Origin of the sequence: Spongorhabdus nitratireducens (assembly GCA_947387575.1) — a bacterium.
In the GTDB taxonomy this organism is placed as follows: domain Bacteria; phylum Pseudomonadota; class Gammaproteobacteria; order Pseudomonadales; family Endozoicomonadaceae; genus CANDOC01.
In genome coordinates, this window is sequence record CANDOC010000006.1 from 26,647 (window position 1) to 44,697 (window position 18,051).

Genomic DNA, 18,051 nt, shown 5'->3' on the forward strand with positions numbered 1-18,051 from the left:
TGTGACAGCCTGCGTTGTTTTATAACAGGAAGATTGCAGCGAAGCTTGGAGGTCTGGCGGTTAATCTTCGGTGCAGGAACAGCGGCACAGATTTGTTTGGAACTTTTGGGTGAAATAGAGAACGCATCAAGCATTAAGGCGCTTTTGTAACATCAGGTTTTAAAAAGCGTCTTGTTTTGTTGTTGCTCCTCTTTGATACAGTGCCGACTGCTACCTTATAAACGTACCATAACCGCGGGAGCGATCATGTCGGCGAACAACCTCACGGTAGTTCTGACCTTTGCTGTTTATTTCGTAGTCATGCTGGCCATCGGCGTTATTGCCTGGAAACGTACCGTCAGTTCAACCGACTACTTTCTGGGTGGACGCAGCCTCGGCCCCTGGACCTCAGCCCTGAGTGCCGGTGCATCGGATATGAGTGGCTGGTTGCTGTTGGGCCTTCCGGGGTATGCCTTTGCCGCCGGGTTTGAAGCGTTCTGGCTGGCAGGGGGGCTGCTGCTGGGAACCTGGCTCAACTGGTTGCTGGTGGCTGGCCGACTGAGAGAATACAGTGTTGCTGCAGGTAACTCGCTGACCCTTTCCGAATTTTTTGCCAACCGTTTCAAAGATCGCAGCGGCCTGCTGCAGCCGGTTTCTGCTTTTTTTATCCTGCTGTTTTTTCTGTTTTATACCGCATCCGGGCTGGTCGCCGCCGGCAAACTGTTTGAAACCGTTTTTTCCGTCAATTATCAATGGGCTGTGATATTTGGAACCCTCAGCGTAGTGTCCTACACACTGTTCGGGGGCTTCCTTGCGGTATGTTGGACCGATCTGGTCCAGGGCCTGTTAATGGCAGCTGCACTGGTGATTGTGCCTGTAATCGCGGTTCAGATGGCCGGTGGGGGAGGGCAGTTGCTGGTTAATCTGGAGCAAATTAATCCTCACCTGCTTAACCCCATGACATCCTCTACCGGTGAAGCGATTGATCTGGTCGTTATTATTTCACTGCTGGGTTGGGGGCTGGGTTATTTTGGTCAGCCTCATATTATTGCCCGTTTCAAGGCCACCCGATCAACCCGTGATATCACTATTGCCCGGCGGATTGCCGTCAGCTGGACCGGGGTGGGGATGGTCGGCGCGCTGCTGACCGGACTGGCAGGTTTGATTTATACCCGCTCTCTCGGCGTTGCGGTTGATGATGCTGAAGCTATCTTTATGTTGCTGGTTAATAGTCTGTTTCATCCGGTTGTCGCCGGTATTTTGCTGGCAGCCATTCTTGCGGCAGTAATGAGTACCGCGGATTCCCAGTTACTGGTTTGCTCGACGGCCTTTGCGGAAGATTTCTACAAGGATATATTCCGTCCCGAAGCTTCAAGCCGGGAAGTTATTCGGGTCGGTCAGCTGGCGGTGGTGATAGTGGCAATACTGGCCACACTGATTGCTCTTGATCCTGATAGTTCGGTACTGGGAATGGTGAGTTATGCCTGGGCAGGCTTCGGTGCTGCTTTTGGTCCGGCACTGCTGATGTCGTTGTTCTGGCAGCGGATGACAGAGTGGGGGGCGTTATCGGGTATAGTGACCGGTGGCGTCACAGTCTTGCTCTGGAAACCGTTGAGTGGCGGGATCTTTGATCTGTATGAGCTGGTGCCCGGCTTTATACTGGCTTCAGTGGCGGTTTATCTGGTGAGTTGCCTGGGGCCAAGGCCAGCGACGGGGGTTGAAGAGCTGTTTGGAAAAATTACCCGGGGGCCGGATAATTCCAGTGACCCGGCCTGGTAAATAGCATTGCTGATGCGTAGCAGCCTGTTATTTCGCTGCTACGCTCATTTTAATTTCTCTGGAGCTCAGCTCCACAGCGTATAAAACGGCCAGATAATAGCTGCAGCGGTGAGCAGCCAGTAGGCTATGTCTCCGATGGCGTGCTCGATAGATATCAGTCTTTGATTGCTGGTCATGATGGCGGTAACTCCCTGTACCTTCTGTCTTTAAAATAAATCCTTAATCAGGCCTTGTTGTGGCCAAGAGAGGTCTTTAGTAACTGCATTCAAGCCGGAATATAAGCCTGATGGCATCAGGTCTTCACAGTTGCAGGCAGTTATTCTGTTTCGACCAAGACGAGCGTTTCTTTTGAACTTTTGTTGCTCTGGACTAGCTTCCTTGTCCTTGAATGCTCGCACGACGCACTATATTTCCCTTCTCACAGATAGTGAGTTTTTCTAAGGGGAAATTTAAGCGTAGCCCATTACGCTTTAAAGGCGAGGGAGTGACGATTTAATGAATGCCTTTGCATGAGAACAAAGGCATTGAAGCTTATGATTCGAGGGAAGATCAGATAGGGACTACTTCTTCTGGGTGTGTTTCTTTATTTCATGATCGCGGTAGTGCTCATTAGTCCAGCAGGCAGGGAGGGGTTCTCCGGAAAGGAAGCTGAGGCAGGTTTTTTCAAAAATTTCCGGATCTGCAGGATCTTCCCCCCACTGCAAGCTGCCCTGGATTGAATGGTGGAAAGGGTCGATCAGGGTTGCCATCTCGTTGATTTCAACGAGCTTGCCAGAGGATTTATCTTTTAACAGCATGGCATGGATATTCCGGCGGTTAATGATGGGACAAACACCCAAGGGGACTGAAGTGCGATCTGTTATTCAGCAAGTGAAGAAAGCACTCCAGCTCATGGGGTATAGATGATAAAGATAGCCTTATAAAAGTAGTCAGTGTCGGGAAGTGGATGTCATTACAAACGGGTTAATAATGGTCGAGTCAGATCCGGCCAGATCAACCTGAGGGTAATAATAAGCCAAATGACGGCGAACCGAGGCTTCTTCTGCACGGCTGGTGTCTACCATGATCAGGTATTGCCCGGCTTCCAGTGCATCATGAAAGCGGGAAATCTTGTAATTCTCCCGGGCTATTCCAACCAGACCGCCGGACCAGGCACCAAAGAATCCAAACAGGACAACTATAAAACCAAGGGCCATCCAGCTGGGTTCGGGGCCGAAGAATTGAGAGTGGTACAGGGTTGCAGCAATTGCGGCACCAATGATGCCGCCGATTGCAGCGCCTTGCTCACCACAATGAATAATGTCCAGTTCATGGAACAGGTTGGCACCGTGGATTTTACGCCGCTTCAGCTTTGCTGCGTCCTTACTGACGACATGGAAATTCCAGTCGGTAATACCCTGACGATGCAGGTCGGCAGAAATCCGGTCTACGTCATCGATCTGGTTAGTCAGGAAATAAAGTCGTTTCATCTGCGTCCCTCCCGCGAAACTGCTGCCCGGAGGTGGGCTGTAATCAATTAAGTATAGAGTTGCACTATGGGAGAGAATTAAGCCTGCTTAGACGGATTTACCGTCAAAAACAGGCTTTTCAGAAAGGAAAAGTGTTAAAACAGGTTAGTAATTACTTTGAGTTATTTGCAGCTCTGTTTTTACGACGTTGCTTTTCTAACAGGATAACTCTAAAAGCCATCCTTTTACTTATGAGTGCCGTGTCTGGCTCAGCAATTGCTGAAATCTGGCCCGCTTTTCTTCCGGGGACAGTGCTGGAGCGGTTTCCTCATCACCTGTCGGGATCAGCGGAGAGTAATCAAGCGCAACAGCGTCATCCGCAGCAGAGGCCTCGGGTGTTGCTGCTGTCATATAGCCGTCCATCACATCCAGTGCTTCCAGCAGCCCTCTGGCTTCCTCTTCCTCGTCATCCGGTAATGCCGCCAGGCGTTTTGCAATATTCTGCCGGATCTGGGCCAGTCTTTCGGGGGTAGAGGTTTGTCCGTTTTCTGCCAGCCAGCGTCGGGCTGACTCTCCATTTGTTGCCATTACCGATCCACTATTTGAGTTCAGTTTGAATATTATCACCAGACATTATCTACTGCCTAAAATCATCTGTGATCGCAGGTGAAATCATTCGCGGGTATAAACCTGAAGATGCAGGCAGGGATACTCATTTTTCAGCCGGCTAAAACACAATAAATGTCGTCAACTTGTTGAATCTGATATCTCTGGTTAATTGATGGTGTATGAAATGAATTGGGACTGGTATAAATCCCGGCCTGTCAGTAGGATTCCCCCTTTTAAATTTGTGGTGCGTTAGTACCGGAGTGAATAGATGCCTGTGAGTGCCCTTTTTGGCGAAAGTCTGGCCAGAATGGCGAGTCAGCTTGAAGATGCCCGGTGCAATCATAAAACGACAACGGGTGAATTGATTCGGCTGGAAGTGGCCTTTCCGGCAATGGATCTTGTCAGCTGGCTTCAGTCTCAGGCAGAGGCCACCCGTTGTTTCTGGGCTGATCGTGACAATAATTTTCAGATGGCCGGGCTGGGTGTTGCAGAAACTCACACTGCCGCTTCAATGGAAGAAGCCAGTGTATTGATGGATGTTTTGTCGAGAAGACTTCAGCCCGTTAAAGCAGAGACTCCGGCTAGATACTATGGCGGGGTTGCCTTTAATAAAAACAGCAACAGGCTCTGGTCGGGCTTTGGTTATACCCGGTTCATCTTACCCCGGCTGGAACTGGTCCAGAGTGGTGACAAATATCGTCTGATCTGCAACCTGCATAACAGCAGGGATGAGTTTGAGCAGGCATTTGAAGCACTGGATCAGCTTGTCTTTCCGGAAGTACTGCCGGAGTTTAATCCAACCGAAAAGATCAGGGAGGTGCTGGAACCTTCCCATGGTCAATGGCTGCAACAGGTTGATCATGTGCTGACAGCGATTGCCACAGGGCAGGTTGATAAAGCGGTACTGTCACGTCGCAGTTCGTTCTCTTTTATGAGCCCGGTGCCGGCCTGGAGTATGCTGGCACGCTGGGGTGCAACCCAGATTGCCAGCTACCAGTTTGGTTTTCAGTTTGATAACAGTCCGTGCTACATCGGCTGCAGCCCCGAGCGTTTGTTCTGCCGGGATGGACGTCAGGTAACCACTGAAGCACTGGCAGGTACCATGGCCTGCACCACTGATCCGGAACAGAATGACCGGCTTGCCCGCCGCTTGTTGGGGGACAGAAAAAACCTGCATGAGAATGCACTGGTACTGCAGGATATTCGCCACCGGCTGCAGCCTCTGTGTCAGGATCTTATTGATGATGGCGATCATACGGTATTAAGGTTGCGCAACCTGCAACATCTGCGGTTTGCCTTTAAAGGGGTGCTTAAGCTGGAGATTACCGATGGCGAACTGTTGCAAACCCTGCATCCGACACCTGCCGTCGGAGGCTATCCCAGACAACCGGCCAGCGAGCTGATCTCAACGCTCGAAACCCATACCCGAGGCTGGTATAGCGGCGCCTGTGGCTATATCGGTGCAGATAAAAGTGAATTTTCAGTAGCGATTCGCAGTGGGCTGGTGGAAGGCAATACCGTCCATCTATTCTCCGGAGCAGGGCTGGTAGCAGGCTCTGATGCCGAGCTGGAGTGGGAAGAGCTCAATGCCAAGATTCATACTCCGGGCGAGGTGCTGGGTATGGCACGACAGGGCGCAGATAACCGTTTTATGGAACGGTCGACTGGCTGACTTGCGACGACAGGCCAACTTCAATATGGATATCGCTGTATGACCTTTGCTGTTGAACATGCTTCCCTCAATACACTTTGGGCCAACCTAATTATTGAAGAACTGAGCCGACTTGGTGTACAACACTGTTGTGTTGCTCCGGGCTCACGCTCGGCGCCCCTGACGCTGGCGGCGGCTGAAAATGAAAGTTTGCAGAAGCATGTTCACTTTGATGAACGTGGATTGGGTTTTTATGCGCTGGGTCTGGCAAAGAGTACCCAAAGTCCGGTGTTGGTTATCACCACTTCGGGCAGTGCCGTAGCCAACCTTTATCCGGCTATTGTTGAAGCCTCCGTAACCGGATGGCCGTTGATTGTGCTGACGGCTGATCGCCCGCCAGAACTGATTAACTGCGGTGCCAATCAGGCTATTGTGCAGGAGGGGATTTTTAGCCCGGAGTATGTGAAACAGCTATCACTGCCGTGCCCTCAGCAAGAAACCGGTCCTCACTGGTTGCTGGCAAGTCTTGATCAGGCCTGGCATCAGGCTGAAGATGTAGGCAAATGTCTGCATATCAATTTGCAACTGCGCGAGCCGCTCTACCCGGGTACCTGTCCGACTGATTTCACCCACTATTTAAAGCATGTTGAACGCTGGCTCCACTCCGCTTCCCCGTGGTTTGAGTATAAAGCGGCAGACCGCCCGTTAACTCTGAATACCGAGGACTGGAATCAGTTTGCTCAAGCTTCCGGAGTGGTAATTGTCGGCCAGCAAACCAGGCAACAGGATGCCGAAGCTATCCTGCAACTCTCCCGTCAGCTTGGATGGCCTGTTATTGCGGATGTGCAGTCAGGCCTGCATGGACATAAAGAAACGATCAGTCGTGTTGATCTGATGCTGGAAAGTACTGGATTTACCACAATGTTGAATCGCTGCCAGCATATATTGCAATTCGGGGGACGATTGGTCAGCAAGCGGTTGCAACAATGGCTGGAGAGCCGGCAGCTCAATAATTACTGGCTGGTGGATCAATGTGTTACCCGACTAGATCCGGGGCACTTTATCAGTCGTATATACCAGCAGCGACCGCAGGAGTTTATCGCTGCGCTACCGAAGACTGCAATTCCTGAAAATAAAGATGAATGTAATTCGTCGTATAAGGGATTGATGGCCCGGCTGTATGATATGATTGACGACTTTTCCGGGGCGGAGCTGAATGAGCTCACCGTCGCACGGGAAGTCAGCAGGCATGCCGGTAAAGCTGAAATATTTGCCGGTAACAGCCTGTCAATTCGACTGCTGGACTGGGTCGGAGGTCAGGGCAGGGAAATGAAGGTTATTTCCAATCGAGGGGCCAGTGGGATCGATGGGTTACTGGCAACGGCATCAGGTTATGCCGAAGGCAGCAACAAGCCATTGATAGCCCTGATGGGGGATCTGTCATTTCTGTACGACCTTAACTCGATGACGCTCGCAGCGAAACTGAAGACACCACTGGTGATAGTGGTACCCAATAATGACGGGGGCGGCATCTTTAATATGATGCCGATTCCGGACGCAACTACAGCAACTACCTATTTCAGAACGCCACATAATCTGGATATTAGCAAGGTAGCTCCGCTGTTCGGGGTACAGGCGGCCACACCGGCGACGCTGCCCGAATTTCAAGATGTACTGCAGCAGGCTCTGGATTATGCCGGCTGCACCCTGATTCAAATCCGGACGCCTGATGACGAAGCACTCAAGCTGATGATGGAGCTCAGGTCGTGTGTTCGGGAGAGTGGAAGTTAATGACGTTGAATTATAAAACCTGGGGAAGCCCGGAGCAGCCGGCTCTGATTATGCTGCACGGATTTCTTGGTAGCGCGGCCGAGTGGGAGCCCGTAGCAAAACAACTTTCAGACCAGTTTTACTGTATTGCAGTTGATCTGCCCGGCCATGGTGAAAGTAAAGCCATCAGCCTGCCGGAAGACAAGGCTTTTGAAGCATTCGATGAACAGCTGCTGGTGCTGGCTGATTCCCTGCGACTGGAAAAATATAACTTGCTGGGATATTCGATGGGCGGGCGTCTGGCGATGAACCATATGCTGGCTTATCCGGATCAGGTCGAGCGTGTGATTGTCGAGTCTGCCAACCCCGGCCTGTCATCGGAACTGGAACGGGGCCGACGTCGAATGCAGGACCAGCAATGGACTCGCCGGTTGCGCGATGAACCGCTGGAGGAAGTGCTGCATGATTGGTACACCCAGTCAGTTTTTGCCGATATGACTGAAGAGCAACGGCAGCAGCTGGTTGAACAGCGCAAGGGTGCTGATCCGGTGGCGCTGGCTGATATGCTGCAGGCTACGTCTATTGCCCGTCAGAAAAACCTGTGGCAGTTGATGACCCGTGGTGGCTTCTCGCTGGGTTATATCTGTGGCAGCAAAGACGCCCGTTACCGTGAAGTGGGCCGTCGTCTGCTTCAGCGCAGCCCCGGTGTTCTGCGTGAACAGGTTGCCGGTGCAGGCCATAATGTCCACCTCTATCATGAAGAACAGTTTGTTCAGGCCTTCCGGCAGTTGTTCAGTGCGCTGCAGCAAGCCTGAGTTCTCAGACTTCATTTAACCTCATAATGCTTGCGATACCGGCTCCGGTAACAGCAGGCATTTGTACTTCAGAACGAGACTGACCATGAGCCAGATTATTCCTGCGCTTGACTGGGGCCAGCCGGCATCCGGTTACGAAGATGTGCTGTATCAGAAAGCTGAAAGCATTGCCCGTATCAGCATCAATCGCCCCGAAGTTCACAATGCTTTCCGGCCTCTGACGGTGAAGGAAATGTCACGGGCACTGGAAGATGCCCGGATGGATGAAGCAATCGGTGTAATTATCCTGACCGGTGAAGGTGGTCGTGCGTTCTGTAGTGGTGGTGACCAGCGGATTCGTGGTGATGCCGGCTATAACGATGACGCCGGTGTGGAGCATCTGAATGTGCTGGATCTGCAGCGCCAGATCCGCACCTGCCCCAAGCCGGTGGTGGCGATGGTTGCCGGCTATGCCATTGGTGGTGGTCACGTTCTTCATGTTGTCTGCGACCTGACCGTTGCTGCTGACAATGCCCGCTTTGGACAGACTGGCCCGAAAGTTGGTTCTTTTGATGGTGGTTTTGGTGCCAGCTATCTGTCCCGAATGGTTGGCCAGAAAAAGGCCCGCGAAATCTGGTTTCTTTGCCGTCAGTATGATGCGCAACAGGCGCTGGATATGGGACTGGTCAATACCGTTGTGCCGCTGGCGGAGCTGGAAAAGGAAACAGTTGACTGGTGCCGTGATATGCTGCAGCACTCTCCGATGGCGCTGCGTTGTTTGAAGTCTGCCCTGAATGCTGACTGTGATGGCCAGACCGGTCTGCAGGAGCTTGCCGGCAATGCAACCATGCTGTTTTATATGACGCAGGAAGCTCAGGAAGGGCGTGATGCTTTCCTGGAAAAACGCTCCCCGGACTTTGACAAGTTCCGTCGCAAGCCCTGATGTTTTACCCCCTGGCTGCAGTGGCACTGTTCCGCTATCAGCTGCCGCTGAAAGCGCCATTGCGGCTGGTCTCAGGCACCATAGAATACCGGGAAGGTGTTTTATTACAGCTGACATCCAGTGATGGTAATGTCAGCTGGGGAGAAGCCGCACCCCTACCGGGGTTCAGTCCGGATTCTATTGAGAACGCAGTCGTTTCATTACAGGCTTTGTGTGAGCAGTGGTCTTCAGCCGGTGGCATTCAGTGTCACTTGCTGTCAGGTAAGGCCGAAGGTTTGATCAGTGCCTGCCTGGATGCGCCCGTGTCGGTACAATGTGCCGCCGACTTTGCCCTTAGCCGACTCTCGGCAGATCAGATACCTTCCAAAGCAGACAGCCCTTGTCCTTTGCTGACTGGTAAGAATATTCAATTGCAGTCCCGACTGGAACAACAGGAATATCACCCTGATGTGGTCAAGCTGAAGGTGGGCTCATTCGCAGTCGCAGAGGATATTGAGCGACTGAACCAGGTACGGGACTTTTATAACGGCCAGATTCGCTTCAGGCTTGATGCCAACCGACAATGGACGCTGGAGCAGGCACTGGAATTTGCAGCAGGGGTTGATGGAAGTCTGATTGATTGGATTGAGGAGCCTATTGCTGATGCCCGGCAACATATCAGGTTCTATCAGACCAGTGGTATCGGCTATGCGCTGGATGAAAATCTGCGCGACTTTGGAACAGTGGCTACTGGCTATCCACTGCAGGACTCTCCCGGACTCAAGGCGATTGTCATCAAACCTACGATGAGTGGTGGGCTGAATCAGGTATCTGACTGGATAATCAAGGCGAGAGATGCGGGCATACCCAGCATTATCAGTTCCAGCTTTGAATCGAGTCTGATGTTGAATCAGCTGCAGCAGCTACATCAGAAGCTGGAGTGTCTGGCTCCGCCCGGACTTGATACGGCAGGGGTGTTTGGTACAGATATTGTTCTGAAGCAAAACCGGATCCAGCAGTGTGGTGATAATAGTGGCAGTCTGAAACTGACTCAGCTATTTAATTACCAGATTCCGGTATCATCAGGATAGGGCAAGCCTACTCTAGTTTGTTGCCTCCTGCGAAACAACTGTGGTGTCGCTGAGAGTAAATGGCGGTGCAATGCCACTGCCATAGGATGCTATCCCCCCGACACAGGCTGCCAGAGCATAGGCCAGTACAACGCGCCGGCCGATTGGAAACACCATGGTGATAGCCCAGCAGGCCATCAGCGGTACAGCAATATATCCCAGAAAAAACGTCAGATAGTAGGTATGTGGTTCCACTATGTCATATCCTTGGTCTTAATCGATCCTGCGACTGCCTTTATATTTGAATTGCGGCCATCAGGTTCACCAACAAAGAATCGGCGCAACCAAAAATATATTCACTACTATTTGGCCCATTGGAATATTTTTTAATTACCACTGCATGATTTGTGTTATCTCATTCAGGCTTTTCAGCTTTTCAATCCAAATGAAAAGTTGAGAAAGCTTCATGCATCATGGTCTGGAATGCCGGGTTAAATGTGAGTCGTGCATGAGTCTTTCCACTCTCTTCATAGCCCCAGGCACTGAACCAGATATCCTTTCCTGCCTCACACATTGCTGTTGCTGCCTCGTCTTCCTGACCGTTGTCACACACTTTCTCCGAACCATTAAAACCGTAATAGGGATTATTCGGATCAAATAAAATCCCCATATGCGACATGTTGCTGACTCTCAGTTCCGGAACCCGGCTATTGATATAGCGTATACGTCGGGTCTGTTGTTCCGAGCTGGAGCCAAACCATATCAAACGGCTGTCCGGATGAGTAAATCGCGCGGTAAACAGATCTTTAATGCCTGTTGTATCCAGTATGCTGTCATCTTCACTGGCAGCGATGAATACCGGACGATTAAAGGACTTGTGCTCAAGACTTTTTAATACGCTCTTACTTGTATGATAGTACTGAGCAAAGCCATTTGTTGGCATGGCGGAATATTTTGTGTAATCAGTGGCATCATCGACGTCATCATATTCCAGCCAGCGAGCAACAGAAGAAAGAGCCGGTGTGACAGCGATGAGTGGTGTCACCGATTTGAAACCTGGAGAAAAGAACATAAGCCCCCGAATTTCAGCATCATTGGCTGCATGGAGGTAAGCCAGATTTGCCCCAGTTGAAAACCCTCCCAGATAAACTTCCTTAACTTCCTGCTTCAGTAACTCCACCTGACGGCTAACCAGTGCCTGCCAATCCGTATGGCTTACATCGAGCATATCTCCCGGACGAGTGCCATGGCCCGGTAAAAGCACTGTTCTGACCAGAAAGCCCTTGTCAGCCAGAGCCTGGCTGATATCAACAAACGACCAAGGCGAATCACCCAGACCATGGATCAGAAGTATGCCTTTGTCGGCAGGAAGTGTGCTGTCAGGCTTGACTTCAAACGGCAGGTTGGCTTTTATCTCCTGCTCCCGGTTCGAGGTCAAAAAATATCGGTTTGCTTTGAGCATGCTGGCAGTTTGCTGAACATAGTCATCAAAAGATAAGTAATGTTCGACAGGAGCCGCATCTGAAGGCGTTAACATCGGATGTTTTACCGGGGACTGACATCCTGTCAGTACGATCACGGGCAGCAATAACAATAATAAAAACCTGAACATGGGATCTCTCTGGGGTGATGAAGTAATCAGATTACCAGTTGATTTGTGAACCAGTAATCAAAACGCTTCATCAAGACTTGCAGAATCTGAACCCTGTTCTGCGACCGTGATAGAGCTGACATTGCGAGGAATAACCTGAAGTTGTACAGGTTGGGCCCTGCCGGTTTATTTCCGGTTGAAGTTGGCCCGGTTTTGGCATGTCAGTAAAAAAATACTTAATAAAAGCGCAGGTATAGAATTTTGAGCAAAAAGACACTGATGAAACTGTTATTGGGGGGGCTGCTGGCCGGCATTGCCAATATTTCTCTGGCAGCAGGCTGGCTTTATCTGGGAGATGAAATTGTTTATCGAACAGACCATGAAGCAACTATCCGGGTTGATTCCAGCAGAAGTTTCAGCAAATTACAGTTCAAGGTCAAAGGCGTACCGCTGCATTTCAGTCGAATGGCAGTGAAATACCGCAACGGTCAGAGTCGTATTATTCCTATTAAAACCTTTGTACCCAGTGGCAGCAGCACCGGTTTTATTGATTTGCCCAGGGGCGGTGCTATTGAACAAGTCACATTTCTCTATTCTGCCCAGGGGCCGGGAGACTTGAGAGCGACTGTTGCTCTTTGGGGCGAATCCATTTGAGTTCTTGAGAATAATAAAAGCAGCCTGGCTAAGGGCGCTGTCAACTTAAGGCTATAGAGCCTAGAATGCCAGACTGCTATTCCTTTCTGTTTTCACATCTATGTCTTCTATTTACTGTCCTTTGAGACACAATGCCATTCACTTCCCGAATCATACTGCACTGGCTTGCGGCGAGAGTGTACTGAGTTATCAGCAACTGGATTATCAAGTCGAAGTCTGTCGGCGAGTATTGAGTCAACATGGCGTAACTGTCGGGCAACGACTGGGCATTGTCAGCCATAATTCGCCGCAGCTGCTCATCCTGTTATTGGCATGCTGGCGAGAGGGGGTTGTTGTTTGTCCGCTAAACCCCAGATTTTCCGTTCAGCATTTAAATTCGCTGATTCTGCAGCTGGATTTACAGGCTTGCTGGCTTGAAGAGCCTGACCAGAATGCCGGAATAATGGCCAATCTGTTGAATTGGAACGGTACCGCCAGAGATCCGGGCGATCGTGATGCGCTGGCTGAACTGCAGCTGCAAGATTCCGATATCTGTACATTGCTAATGACTTCCGGAAGCAGTGGTAAAGCCAAGGCCGTGGCGCTTTCTCTGGCGAACTTTGTGGACAGTGCCCGTTGTTCCGAAAATATACTGGACTTGCATGCCGGTGATGGCTGGCTGTTTTCTCTGCCGTTGTTTCATGTCGGCGGTATGGCGATTATCTTCCGCTGCTTGCTGGCTTCTGCGGCACTGATCCTGCCAGAGAAGACAGCAGAGCTTGCAGGTATCCTGCGCCAGCAGCATGTCACCCATCTGTCGATGGTGAATACTCAGCTGTACCGGTTGCTGGATTCAGATCTGGACTGGTCGCAGACATCAGCCAGGGTCATGCTGCTGGGTGGCAGTGCGGTTACGCCTTCACTGGTGCAGCAGTGTCGTTCAGCGGGTTTAAAAGTGCTGACCAGTTTCGGTATGACAGAAACAACCGCACTGGCCTGTTGTGGGGAGCCAATTGATATCAACGGGGTGCTGACTTCCGGAGCTCCGTTACCTAGCAGGGACATAGTGTTGGCTGACAATGGCGAGATATTGCTAAGGGGGCCGGGGGTATTTTCAGGCTACTGGATAAATGGTGAATTGGATTCAGTTCGAGATGAAAATGGCTGGTTTCATAGCCGCGACAAGGCGCGCTGGGTTCAGGGGCAGCTGTTGGTGGAAGGGCGCTTGGATAATATGATGATTTCCGGTGGAGAAAATATTCAGCCGGAAGAAATCGAGCGAGTGCTTCAGGCGGATCCGGATATTGCCGAAGCGCTGGTTGTACCAGTTAACAGTCAAGAGTTCGGTCAGCGACCGGTTGCTTTTATCCATCGTAAAAACTCCGGACTTGAAGCCCCACAGATAGCTGAACGACTGGCAGCAGCTCTGGCAAAGTTTAAAGTGCCGGATTATTTTATTCTGTGTTCCGGGCCACTGGCTGATTCCGGGCTGAAAGTTAATCGTCGTCACTACAAAGAGCGTGCGCTGGAAATCATGTCTAATGGTGAGAAGCATACGCTCCGGGATGGCTTTATTGTTAATAGTTGAACTGCTGTGTGTCTAAAACCGGAGTTAAGCTGGCGATATTATGAGAGCATTTATAGCGATCAATCTGACAGCAGAACTCAGCAGGCAGTTACAGGCTGAAGCCATGCTGAATGACTTTGGTTCCGGCTTTCAGAAAATGCGCTGGCTGGAACCGGGGAACTGCCATATAACCCTTCGCTTTCTGGGAGAAGTACCAGAATATCTGCTGGAGTCATTCTGGGATGATGCCCGGTTGTTTTTACAGTGTCAGCCCGCACTGAAACTGGAGTCAGGCAAGATGCTACTGCTGCCGCGGGGTAAACACCCCAAGGTGTTGGCCGTTGCAGTCAACAGCTCGCCTGAGCTGGAGTTCATGGCAAAGCGGCTCGAGGATATTGCCAGAATACATGGCCTTGCTCCTGAGCATAAACGCTTTCTACCTCATATTACGCTGGCTCGTTTTTCGCGTGGAGCAAGTGTTGAATACTTTGGCCTTGATGATGTGGAATCCTGTCTGTTTCAGGTCAGCCAAGTTGACCTGATGCAGAGCCGGCTGGATTCAGCCGGGGCAAAATATCAGGTATTGGACAGTGTGGTACTGACCGGTTAGCACGCATTACAGTACTTCAAAGCCCTCATCATCTTCGCTGGTGGCTGTTTCGGAAATTGCCCGGATCAGTTGCAGCTGTTCAAAAGCCTGCGTCCCGGTTTCAGGATTAAATTCTGCAGTAAAGAACTCGTGGTTGAGTGTTTGGGCCAGATCCCGGTTCATAATCATGCGACTGCTTTCAACGTTGGCGGTATAACCCGGAATCAGATCAAGCGTATCCCGCATCTGTCGCATAGCGGTGGGAATATCACCTTTGGATTCGGTATAACGGGCCAGATGCAGGCCGGAAAAAATTGCATCGTAAAGTGGTGAATCCCGTCCGGGAAGATGACTGTCGTAGGGCTGGAAGGCTTGTCTGACCTGACGATAGTCTGGGCTTCTGGATCGTTTCCGTACAATCAACGCATAAATTCTATGCCCGCTTTGAATCAGGGTTAGCGCTGCTCTGGTATAAATTCTGTCCGGAATCTGGTGAGTCAGCAGAATATCACGAATGGAGGGCGGTGCAGTGGCCACTGCATCGCTGGTCACTGCAGGGTGGTTATGAAAGTTTCCTACCACCCGTTGTCCTGCTCGACTTGTCCTTATCATTTGGTCAATCCCCCGGAAACCACATTCGCCGATTTCATGGGTGGTCTGGGGCCGCATGGTTAACAGGGTGTTATGGACGACCAGTCTGCTGAATACAGGCTGCCCGGCAGTTTGTGCTGAAATCATCGAATGTAGACACCGGGCGAACTCCGGGCTTAAGGTCAGGACTGAAGGTGATGCTATACGGCAGCCTTGGGCCAGTTGATCAATATAGTGATCCAGTTTCATTCTATGCTGCAACTTTATGTTGTATAGAAATAAACCATGAGGGGAATGCCTGATTAACCGTATATAACGGGCTTCTCTATCCGGTTATTTAGAGCCTGTTCACAATCTTATCGAGGGCTGCAAATGCCGATAAAAAACTCAGGTGCTCCGCTTTTCCTCGTTACATAGCACCACTATGCGCCTCGAAAAATCGAAGCACCTGAGTTTTTTCTCAACATTTTCGCTATCCACGAAAGATCATGAACAGGCTCTTAAACTTATTTGGAAAATATTTATATGTGGCAACAGCAACGGATTCAGCTCAGACCTTATTCCCGTGGCTATCACTTGATTACCGATGAAATTTTGCGAAATTTGCCTCAACTGCAGGGTTACAGGGTGGGGTTGGTGCACCTGTTTATCCAGCATAGCTCGGCCTCACTGACGATCAATGAGAATGCGGATCCGACTGTCAGATCTGATATGGAGCGACATCTGAATAAACTGGCGCCGGAAAACGAGCCGCATTACCAGCATACTTACGAAGGGCCAGATGATATGCCTGCTCATATCAAAAGCAGCCTGATGGGGTGTGAACTGACGATACCCGTTACTAACGGACGGCTGTCACTGGGAACATGGCAGGGCATATGGTTGGGAGAGCACAGGGATCATGGTGGCAGCCGAAGCATAATAGCTACTTTGCAGGGTGAATCCCGTTAACCTTGCTGCAAGGGAGCATTGCCTTAGGTGAATCTGGGAATGTGCGTCTGATAGACAGGAGAGGATACTGCAACCTTCGATAATAATAGGGTTGCAGTGCATGCAGGGGATAGTAAGTAGAATAAAAATCCGGGGGACGGAAATACTGGGTCTGGTTACTGTCTGTGCAGTGATGTTGTCTGTAGTCAATCCGGTGCTGGCAAAGGAAAATCTGATTATCCGGCAGCGACAGGATCATGATCGTCATGCTACGGACTATGGTGTCAATGTAACCACAGAGCTTCCTGCTGCAACTATCAAGCGTATCGAGGGTACGATTCAGGGCAATTTTTATCGCAGTGGACGGGCCGCAGGTTTGTCGCCGAAGGTTCTTCAGCGATTTGTAACCCTCTTTCAGCGACAGATCGACTTCAGTCGTGATTTACGAACGGGTGATCACTTTGAAGTGTTGCTGACAGGGACATCAGGCAGTAATCCGGAATTGCTGGCCGCACGGCTGCATTTAACCAAAGGCACTTTTACGGCACTGAAAGATCAGGACGGGCAGTTTTACACTGAGGATGGTTTACGACTGGGTACTTCTTTTTCCCGTTACCCTGTCGGCAAAGGCTTTCGCATCAGCTCTGATTTTAACTTGCGCCGGGTTCATCCTGTAACCGGCAAAATATCACCCCATAAAGGTACCGACTGGGCGGTGCCTGTGGGTACTCCGGTAAAGGCGACAGCAGCCGGAGTTGTCGTACGGGCTGTAAAAAACCACCCGCAGGCCGGAAACTATATCGAAATCAAAACGGCCGGACGCTATGTCACCCGGTTTCTGCATCTCGACAGCCTGAATGTTAAAAGCGGGGACCGGGTTAAAAAAGGGCAGATCATTGGCCGTAGTGGTAACAGTGGTTTGTCTACCGGGCCCCATTTGCACTATGAAATGTCTATAGACGGGCTGGCTGTTGATGTAATGAAAGTCAGGCTGCCGGATGACAGCCTGTTAAGTGATACCGAATTGGCCGGGTTTAAAGCACGCACTGAAAAATTAGTGGTGTTAATGGACTAGAGCTCTCCCGCTTTGTTGATTATTCAGCAAAAGACAGCAGATGTTTCTTGACGGCTTCAGATGCAAAAGCCTGATCAACACTGGTCCGATAAATCCGGAAGTAATCTTCCCGGCTCAGATCAAACTGCTCCATTACTTTGCGAACTTCTTCGGTCATCGTGGTATTGGATACAGTCCGGTTATCGGTGTTGATGGTGACCGGTAACTGATCCTGGTAGAAGGCCCCGAAGGGGTGGCTTTCGAGTCGTTCTACAGCTTTGGTTTGAACATTGCTGGTCGGGCAGGTTTCCAGTCCGGTATTGCGGGATTTTACCAGGGCATAGGCTTCAGCGTGACCGGTAATATGAATGCCGTGACCCACTCGCTCGGCACCCAGCAGTTCGATGGCATCATAGACGTTTTGACCGACACCTTGCTCACCCGCATGAATGGTGACGCGGTAGCCTTTCTCCAGAGCGTACTGGGCGTAGGGAATAAACTCATGGCAGAAACCGGGTAATTCACTGGCCGCCAGATCAAACCCGACCACGCCGTCGTTCAGGTAGCGGGCACCGGCATCGATAACATCATTGATCCGATCCTTGGGCATGGTTCTTAAAATAGACAGAATGCAGTTGCCGTGAATGTCGTACTGCTGTTCTGCTTTCTTGATGCCTTTGACGACGCTGTCAATAATCTGATCCAGTGTCAGTCCCTGCTGCATATGGAGCAAGGGACCAAAGCGCACTTCCAGATACTTGACGTTTTCCTGTGCCGCATCTTCGTACAGCTCAAAGGTAATGCGCTCGATGGCCTCAGCGGTTTGCATAACGGCAACTGGCAGTGCGAAACGGCTGATGTATTCGTCCAGGTTTGGGCAGTCGTCAGGAACAATCAGGTGAGGTTTGAGTTCGGCGACATTATCTGCAGGCAGAGCAATACCCTGTTCAAGCGCCAGGTCAATGATAGTCTGGGGGCGAATGCTGCCATCGAGGTGGCAATGTAGATCTATTTTGGGCAGGTCAAAAGAATTCATATTCTACTCAGGGGGTATGAAACAGTCGCAGTAAGCTT

At 50.7% G+C, this 18,051-nt stretch carries 18 protein-coding genes; 11 read left to right on the top strand and 7 right to left on the bottom strand.

Annotated features, from left to right (window positions below):
* Nucleotides 1-246: 246 nt before the first annotated feature.
* On the top strand, nt 247-1,758 hold the full coding sequence (putP, locus tag ACYZZ0_RS12010; protein ID WP_461536871.1) for a sodium/proline symporter PutP: 1,512 nt from the start codon (nt 247-249) through the stop codon (nt 1,756-1,758).
* 560 nt (nt 1,759-2,318) lie between these two features.
* Here the strand turns inward: putP and ACYZZ0_RS12015 are convergent.
* The 3 genes from ACYZZ0_RS12015 to ACYZZ0_RS12025 form a co-directional block, all read right to left on the bottom strand.
* A complete protein-coding gene (locus tag ACYZZ0_RS12015) occupies nt 2,319-2,555 on the bottom strand; it encodes an acetyltransferase (RefSeq protein ID WP_461536872.1) in 237 nt (78 codons plus the stop codon).
* 132 nt (nt 2,556-2,687) lie between these two features.
* Entirely contained in the window at nt 2,688-3,227 is a 540-nt protein-coding gene (locus ACYZZ0_RS12020) for a hypothetical protein (RefSeq protein WP_461536873.1), read from the bottom strand.
* A gap of 228 nt (nt 3,228-3,455) precedes the next feature.
* Nucleotides 3,456-3,794 carry a hypothetical protein gene (locus ACYZZ0_RS12025; RefSeq protein WP_461536874.1) on the bottom strand — a complete coding sequence of 113 codons (339 nt, stop codon included), beginning with the start codon at nt 3,792-3,794 and terminating at the stop codon, nt 3,456-3,458.
* A gap of 289 nt (nt 3,795-4,083) precedes the next feature.
* Here ACYZZ0_RS12025 and ACYZZ0_RS12030 point away from each other — a divergent pair, with 289 nt between their 5' ends.
* From ACYZZ0_RS12030 to menC, 5 genes are all read left to right on the top strand, one after another.
* Nucleotides 4,084-5,487, top strand: coding sequence for an isochorismate synthase (locus tag ACYZZ0_RS12030; protein ID WP_461536875.1), 1,404 nt, complete (start codon nt 4,084-4,086; stop codon nt 5,485-5,487).
* Nucleotides 5,488-5,526: 39 nt separating this feature from the next.
* On the top strand, nt 5,527-7,257 hold the full coding sequence (gene menD, locus ACYZZ0_RS12035) for a 2-succinyl-5-enolpyruvyl-6-hydroxy-3-cyclohexene-1-carboxylic-acid synthase (RefSeq protein WP_461536876.1): 1,731 nt from the start codon (nt 5,527-5,529) through the stop codon (nt 7,255-7,257).
* Nucleotides 7,257-8,051, top strand: coding sequence for a 2-succinyl-6-hydroxy-2,4-cyclohexadiene-1-carboxylate synthase (gene menH / locus ACYZZ0_RS12040; protein WP_461536877.1), 795 nt, complete (start codon nt 7,257-7,259; stop codon nt 8,049-8,051). The genes menD and menH overlap by 1 nt, the downstream gene beginning before the upstream one ends.
* An 85-nt stretch (nt 8,052-8,136) precedes the next feature.
* Nucleotides 8,137-8,973 carry a 1,4-dihydroxy-2-naphthoyl-CoA synthase gene (gene menB / locus ACYZZ0_RS12045; RefSeq protein WP_461536878.1) on the top strand — a complete coding sequence of 279 codons (837 nt, stop codon included), beginning with the start codon at nt 8,137-8,139 and terminating at the stop codon, nt 8,971-8,973.
* Nucleotides 8,973-10,043: an o-succinylbenzoate synthase gene (gene menC, locus ACYZZ0_RS12050; protein WP_461536879.1), complete on the top strand. Its 1,071-nt coding sequence runs from the start codon at nt 8,973-8,975 to the stop codon at nt 10,041-10,043. The genes menB and menC overlap by 1 nt, the downstream gene beginning before the upstream one ends.
* Nucleotides 10,044-10,055: 12 nt before the next feature.
* On the opposite strand, the gene ACYZZ0_RS12055 is transcribed toward menC, so the two are convergent.
* Both ACYZZ0_RS12055 and ACYZZ0_RS12060 read right to left on the bottom strand, forming a co-directional pair.
* Nucleotides 10,056-10,277 carry a hypothetical protein gene (locus tag ACYZZ0_RS12055; RefSeq protein ID WP_461536880.1) on the bottom strand — a complete coding sequence of 74 codons (222 nt, stop codon included), beginning with the start codon at nt 10,275-10,277 and terminating at the stop codon, nt 10,056-10,058.
* 181 nt (nt 10,278-10,458) lie between these two features.
* Nucleotides 10,459-11,634: an alpha/beta hydrolase gene (locus ACYZZ0_RS12060; RefSeq protein WP_461536881.1), complete on the bottom strand. Its 1,176-nt coding sequence runs from the start codon at nt 11,632-11,634 to the stop codon at nt 10,459-10,461.
* Nucleotides 11,635-11,874: 240 nt separating this feature from the next.
* On the opposite strand from ACYZZ0_RS12060, the gene ACYZZ0_RS12065 reads away from it, so the two are divergent.
* The 3 genes from ACYZZ0_RS12065 (at nt 11,875) to thpR (ending at nt 14,423) form a co-directional block, all read left to right on the top strand.
* On the top strand, nt 11,875-12,267 hold the full coding sequence (locus ACYZZ0_RS12065; RefSeq protein ID WP_461536882.1) for a DUF2541 family protein: 393 nt from the start codon (nt 11,875-11,877) through the stop codon (nt 12,265-12,267).
* Between the two features lie 100 nt (nt 12,268-12,367).
* Entirely contained in the window at nt 12,368-13,834 is a 1,467-nt protein-coding gene (gene menE, locus ACYZZ0_RS12070) for an o-succinylbenzoate--CoA ligase (protein ID WP_461536883.1), read from the top strand.
* A 40-nt stretch (nt 13,835-13,874) separates the two neighbouring features.
* Nucleotides 13,875-14,423, top strand: coding sequence for an RNA 2',3'-cyclic phosphodiesterase (thpR, locus tag ACYZZ0_RS12075; RefSeq protein ID WP_461536884.1), 549 nt, complete (start codon nt 13,875-13,877; stop codon nt 14,421-14,423).
* Nucleotides 14,424-14,429: 6 nt separating this feature from the next.
* Here thpR and ACYZZ0_RS12080 read toward each other — a convergent pair whose 3' ends face one another.
* Entirely contained in the window at nt 14,430-15,140 is a 711-nt protein-coding gene (locus ACYZZ0_RS12080; protein WP_461536885.1) for a hypothetical protein, read from the bottom strand.
* Between the two features lie 378 nt (nt 15,141-15,518).
* Between ACYZZ0_RS12080 and ACYZZ0_RS12085 the strand changes: the two genes are divergently transcribed.
* Together ACYZZ0_RS12085 and ACYZZ0_RS12090 are read left to right on the top strand one after the other, a co-directional pair.
* The gene (locus ACYZZ0_RS12085) at nt 15,519-15,944 is read left to right on the top strand and encodes a secondary thiamine-phosphate synthase enzyme YjbQ (RefSeq protein WP_461537155.1); all 426 of its coding nucleotides are present in this window, start codon (nt 15,519-15,521) and stop codon (nt 15,942-15,944) included.
* A 100-nt stretch (nt 15,945-16,044) separates the two neighbouring features.
* On the top strand, nt 16,045-16,998 hold the full coding sequence (locus ACYZZ0_RS12090) for a peptidoglycan DD-metalloendopeptidase family protein (protein WP_461536886.1): 954 nt from the start codon (nt 16,045-16,047) through the stop codon (nt 16,996-16,998).
* 19 nt (nt 16,999-17,017) lie between these two features.
* On the opposite strand, the gene add is transcribed toward ACYZZ0_RS12090, so the two are convergent.
* On the bottom strand, nt 17,018-18,013 hold the full coding sequence (gene add / locus ACYZZ0_RS12095; protein WP_461536887.1) for an adenosine deaminase: 996 nt from the start codon (nt 18,011-18,013) through the stop codon (nt 17,018-17,020).
* Nucleotides 18,014-18,051: the final 38 nt, after the last annotated feature.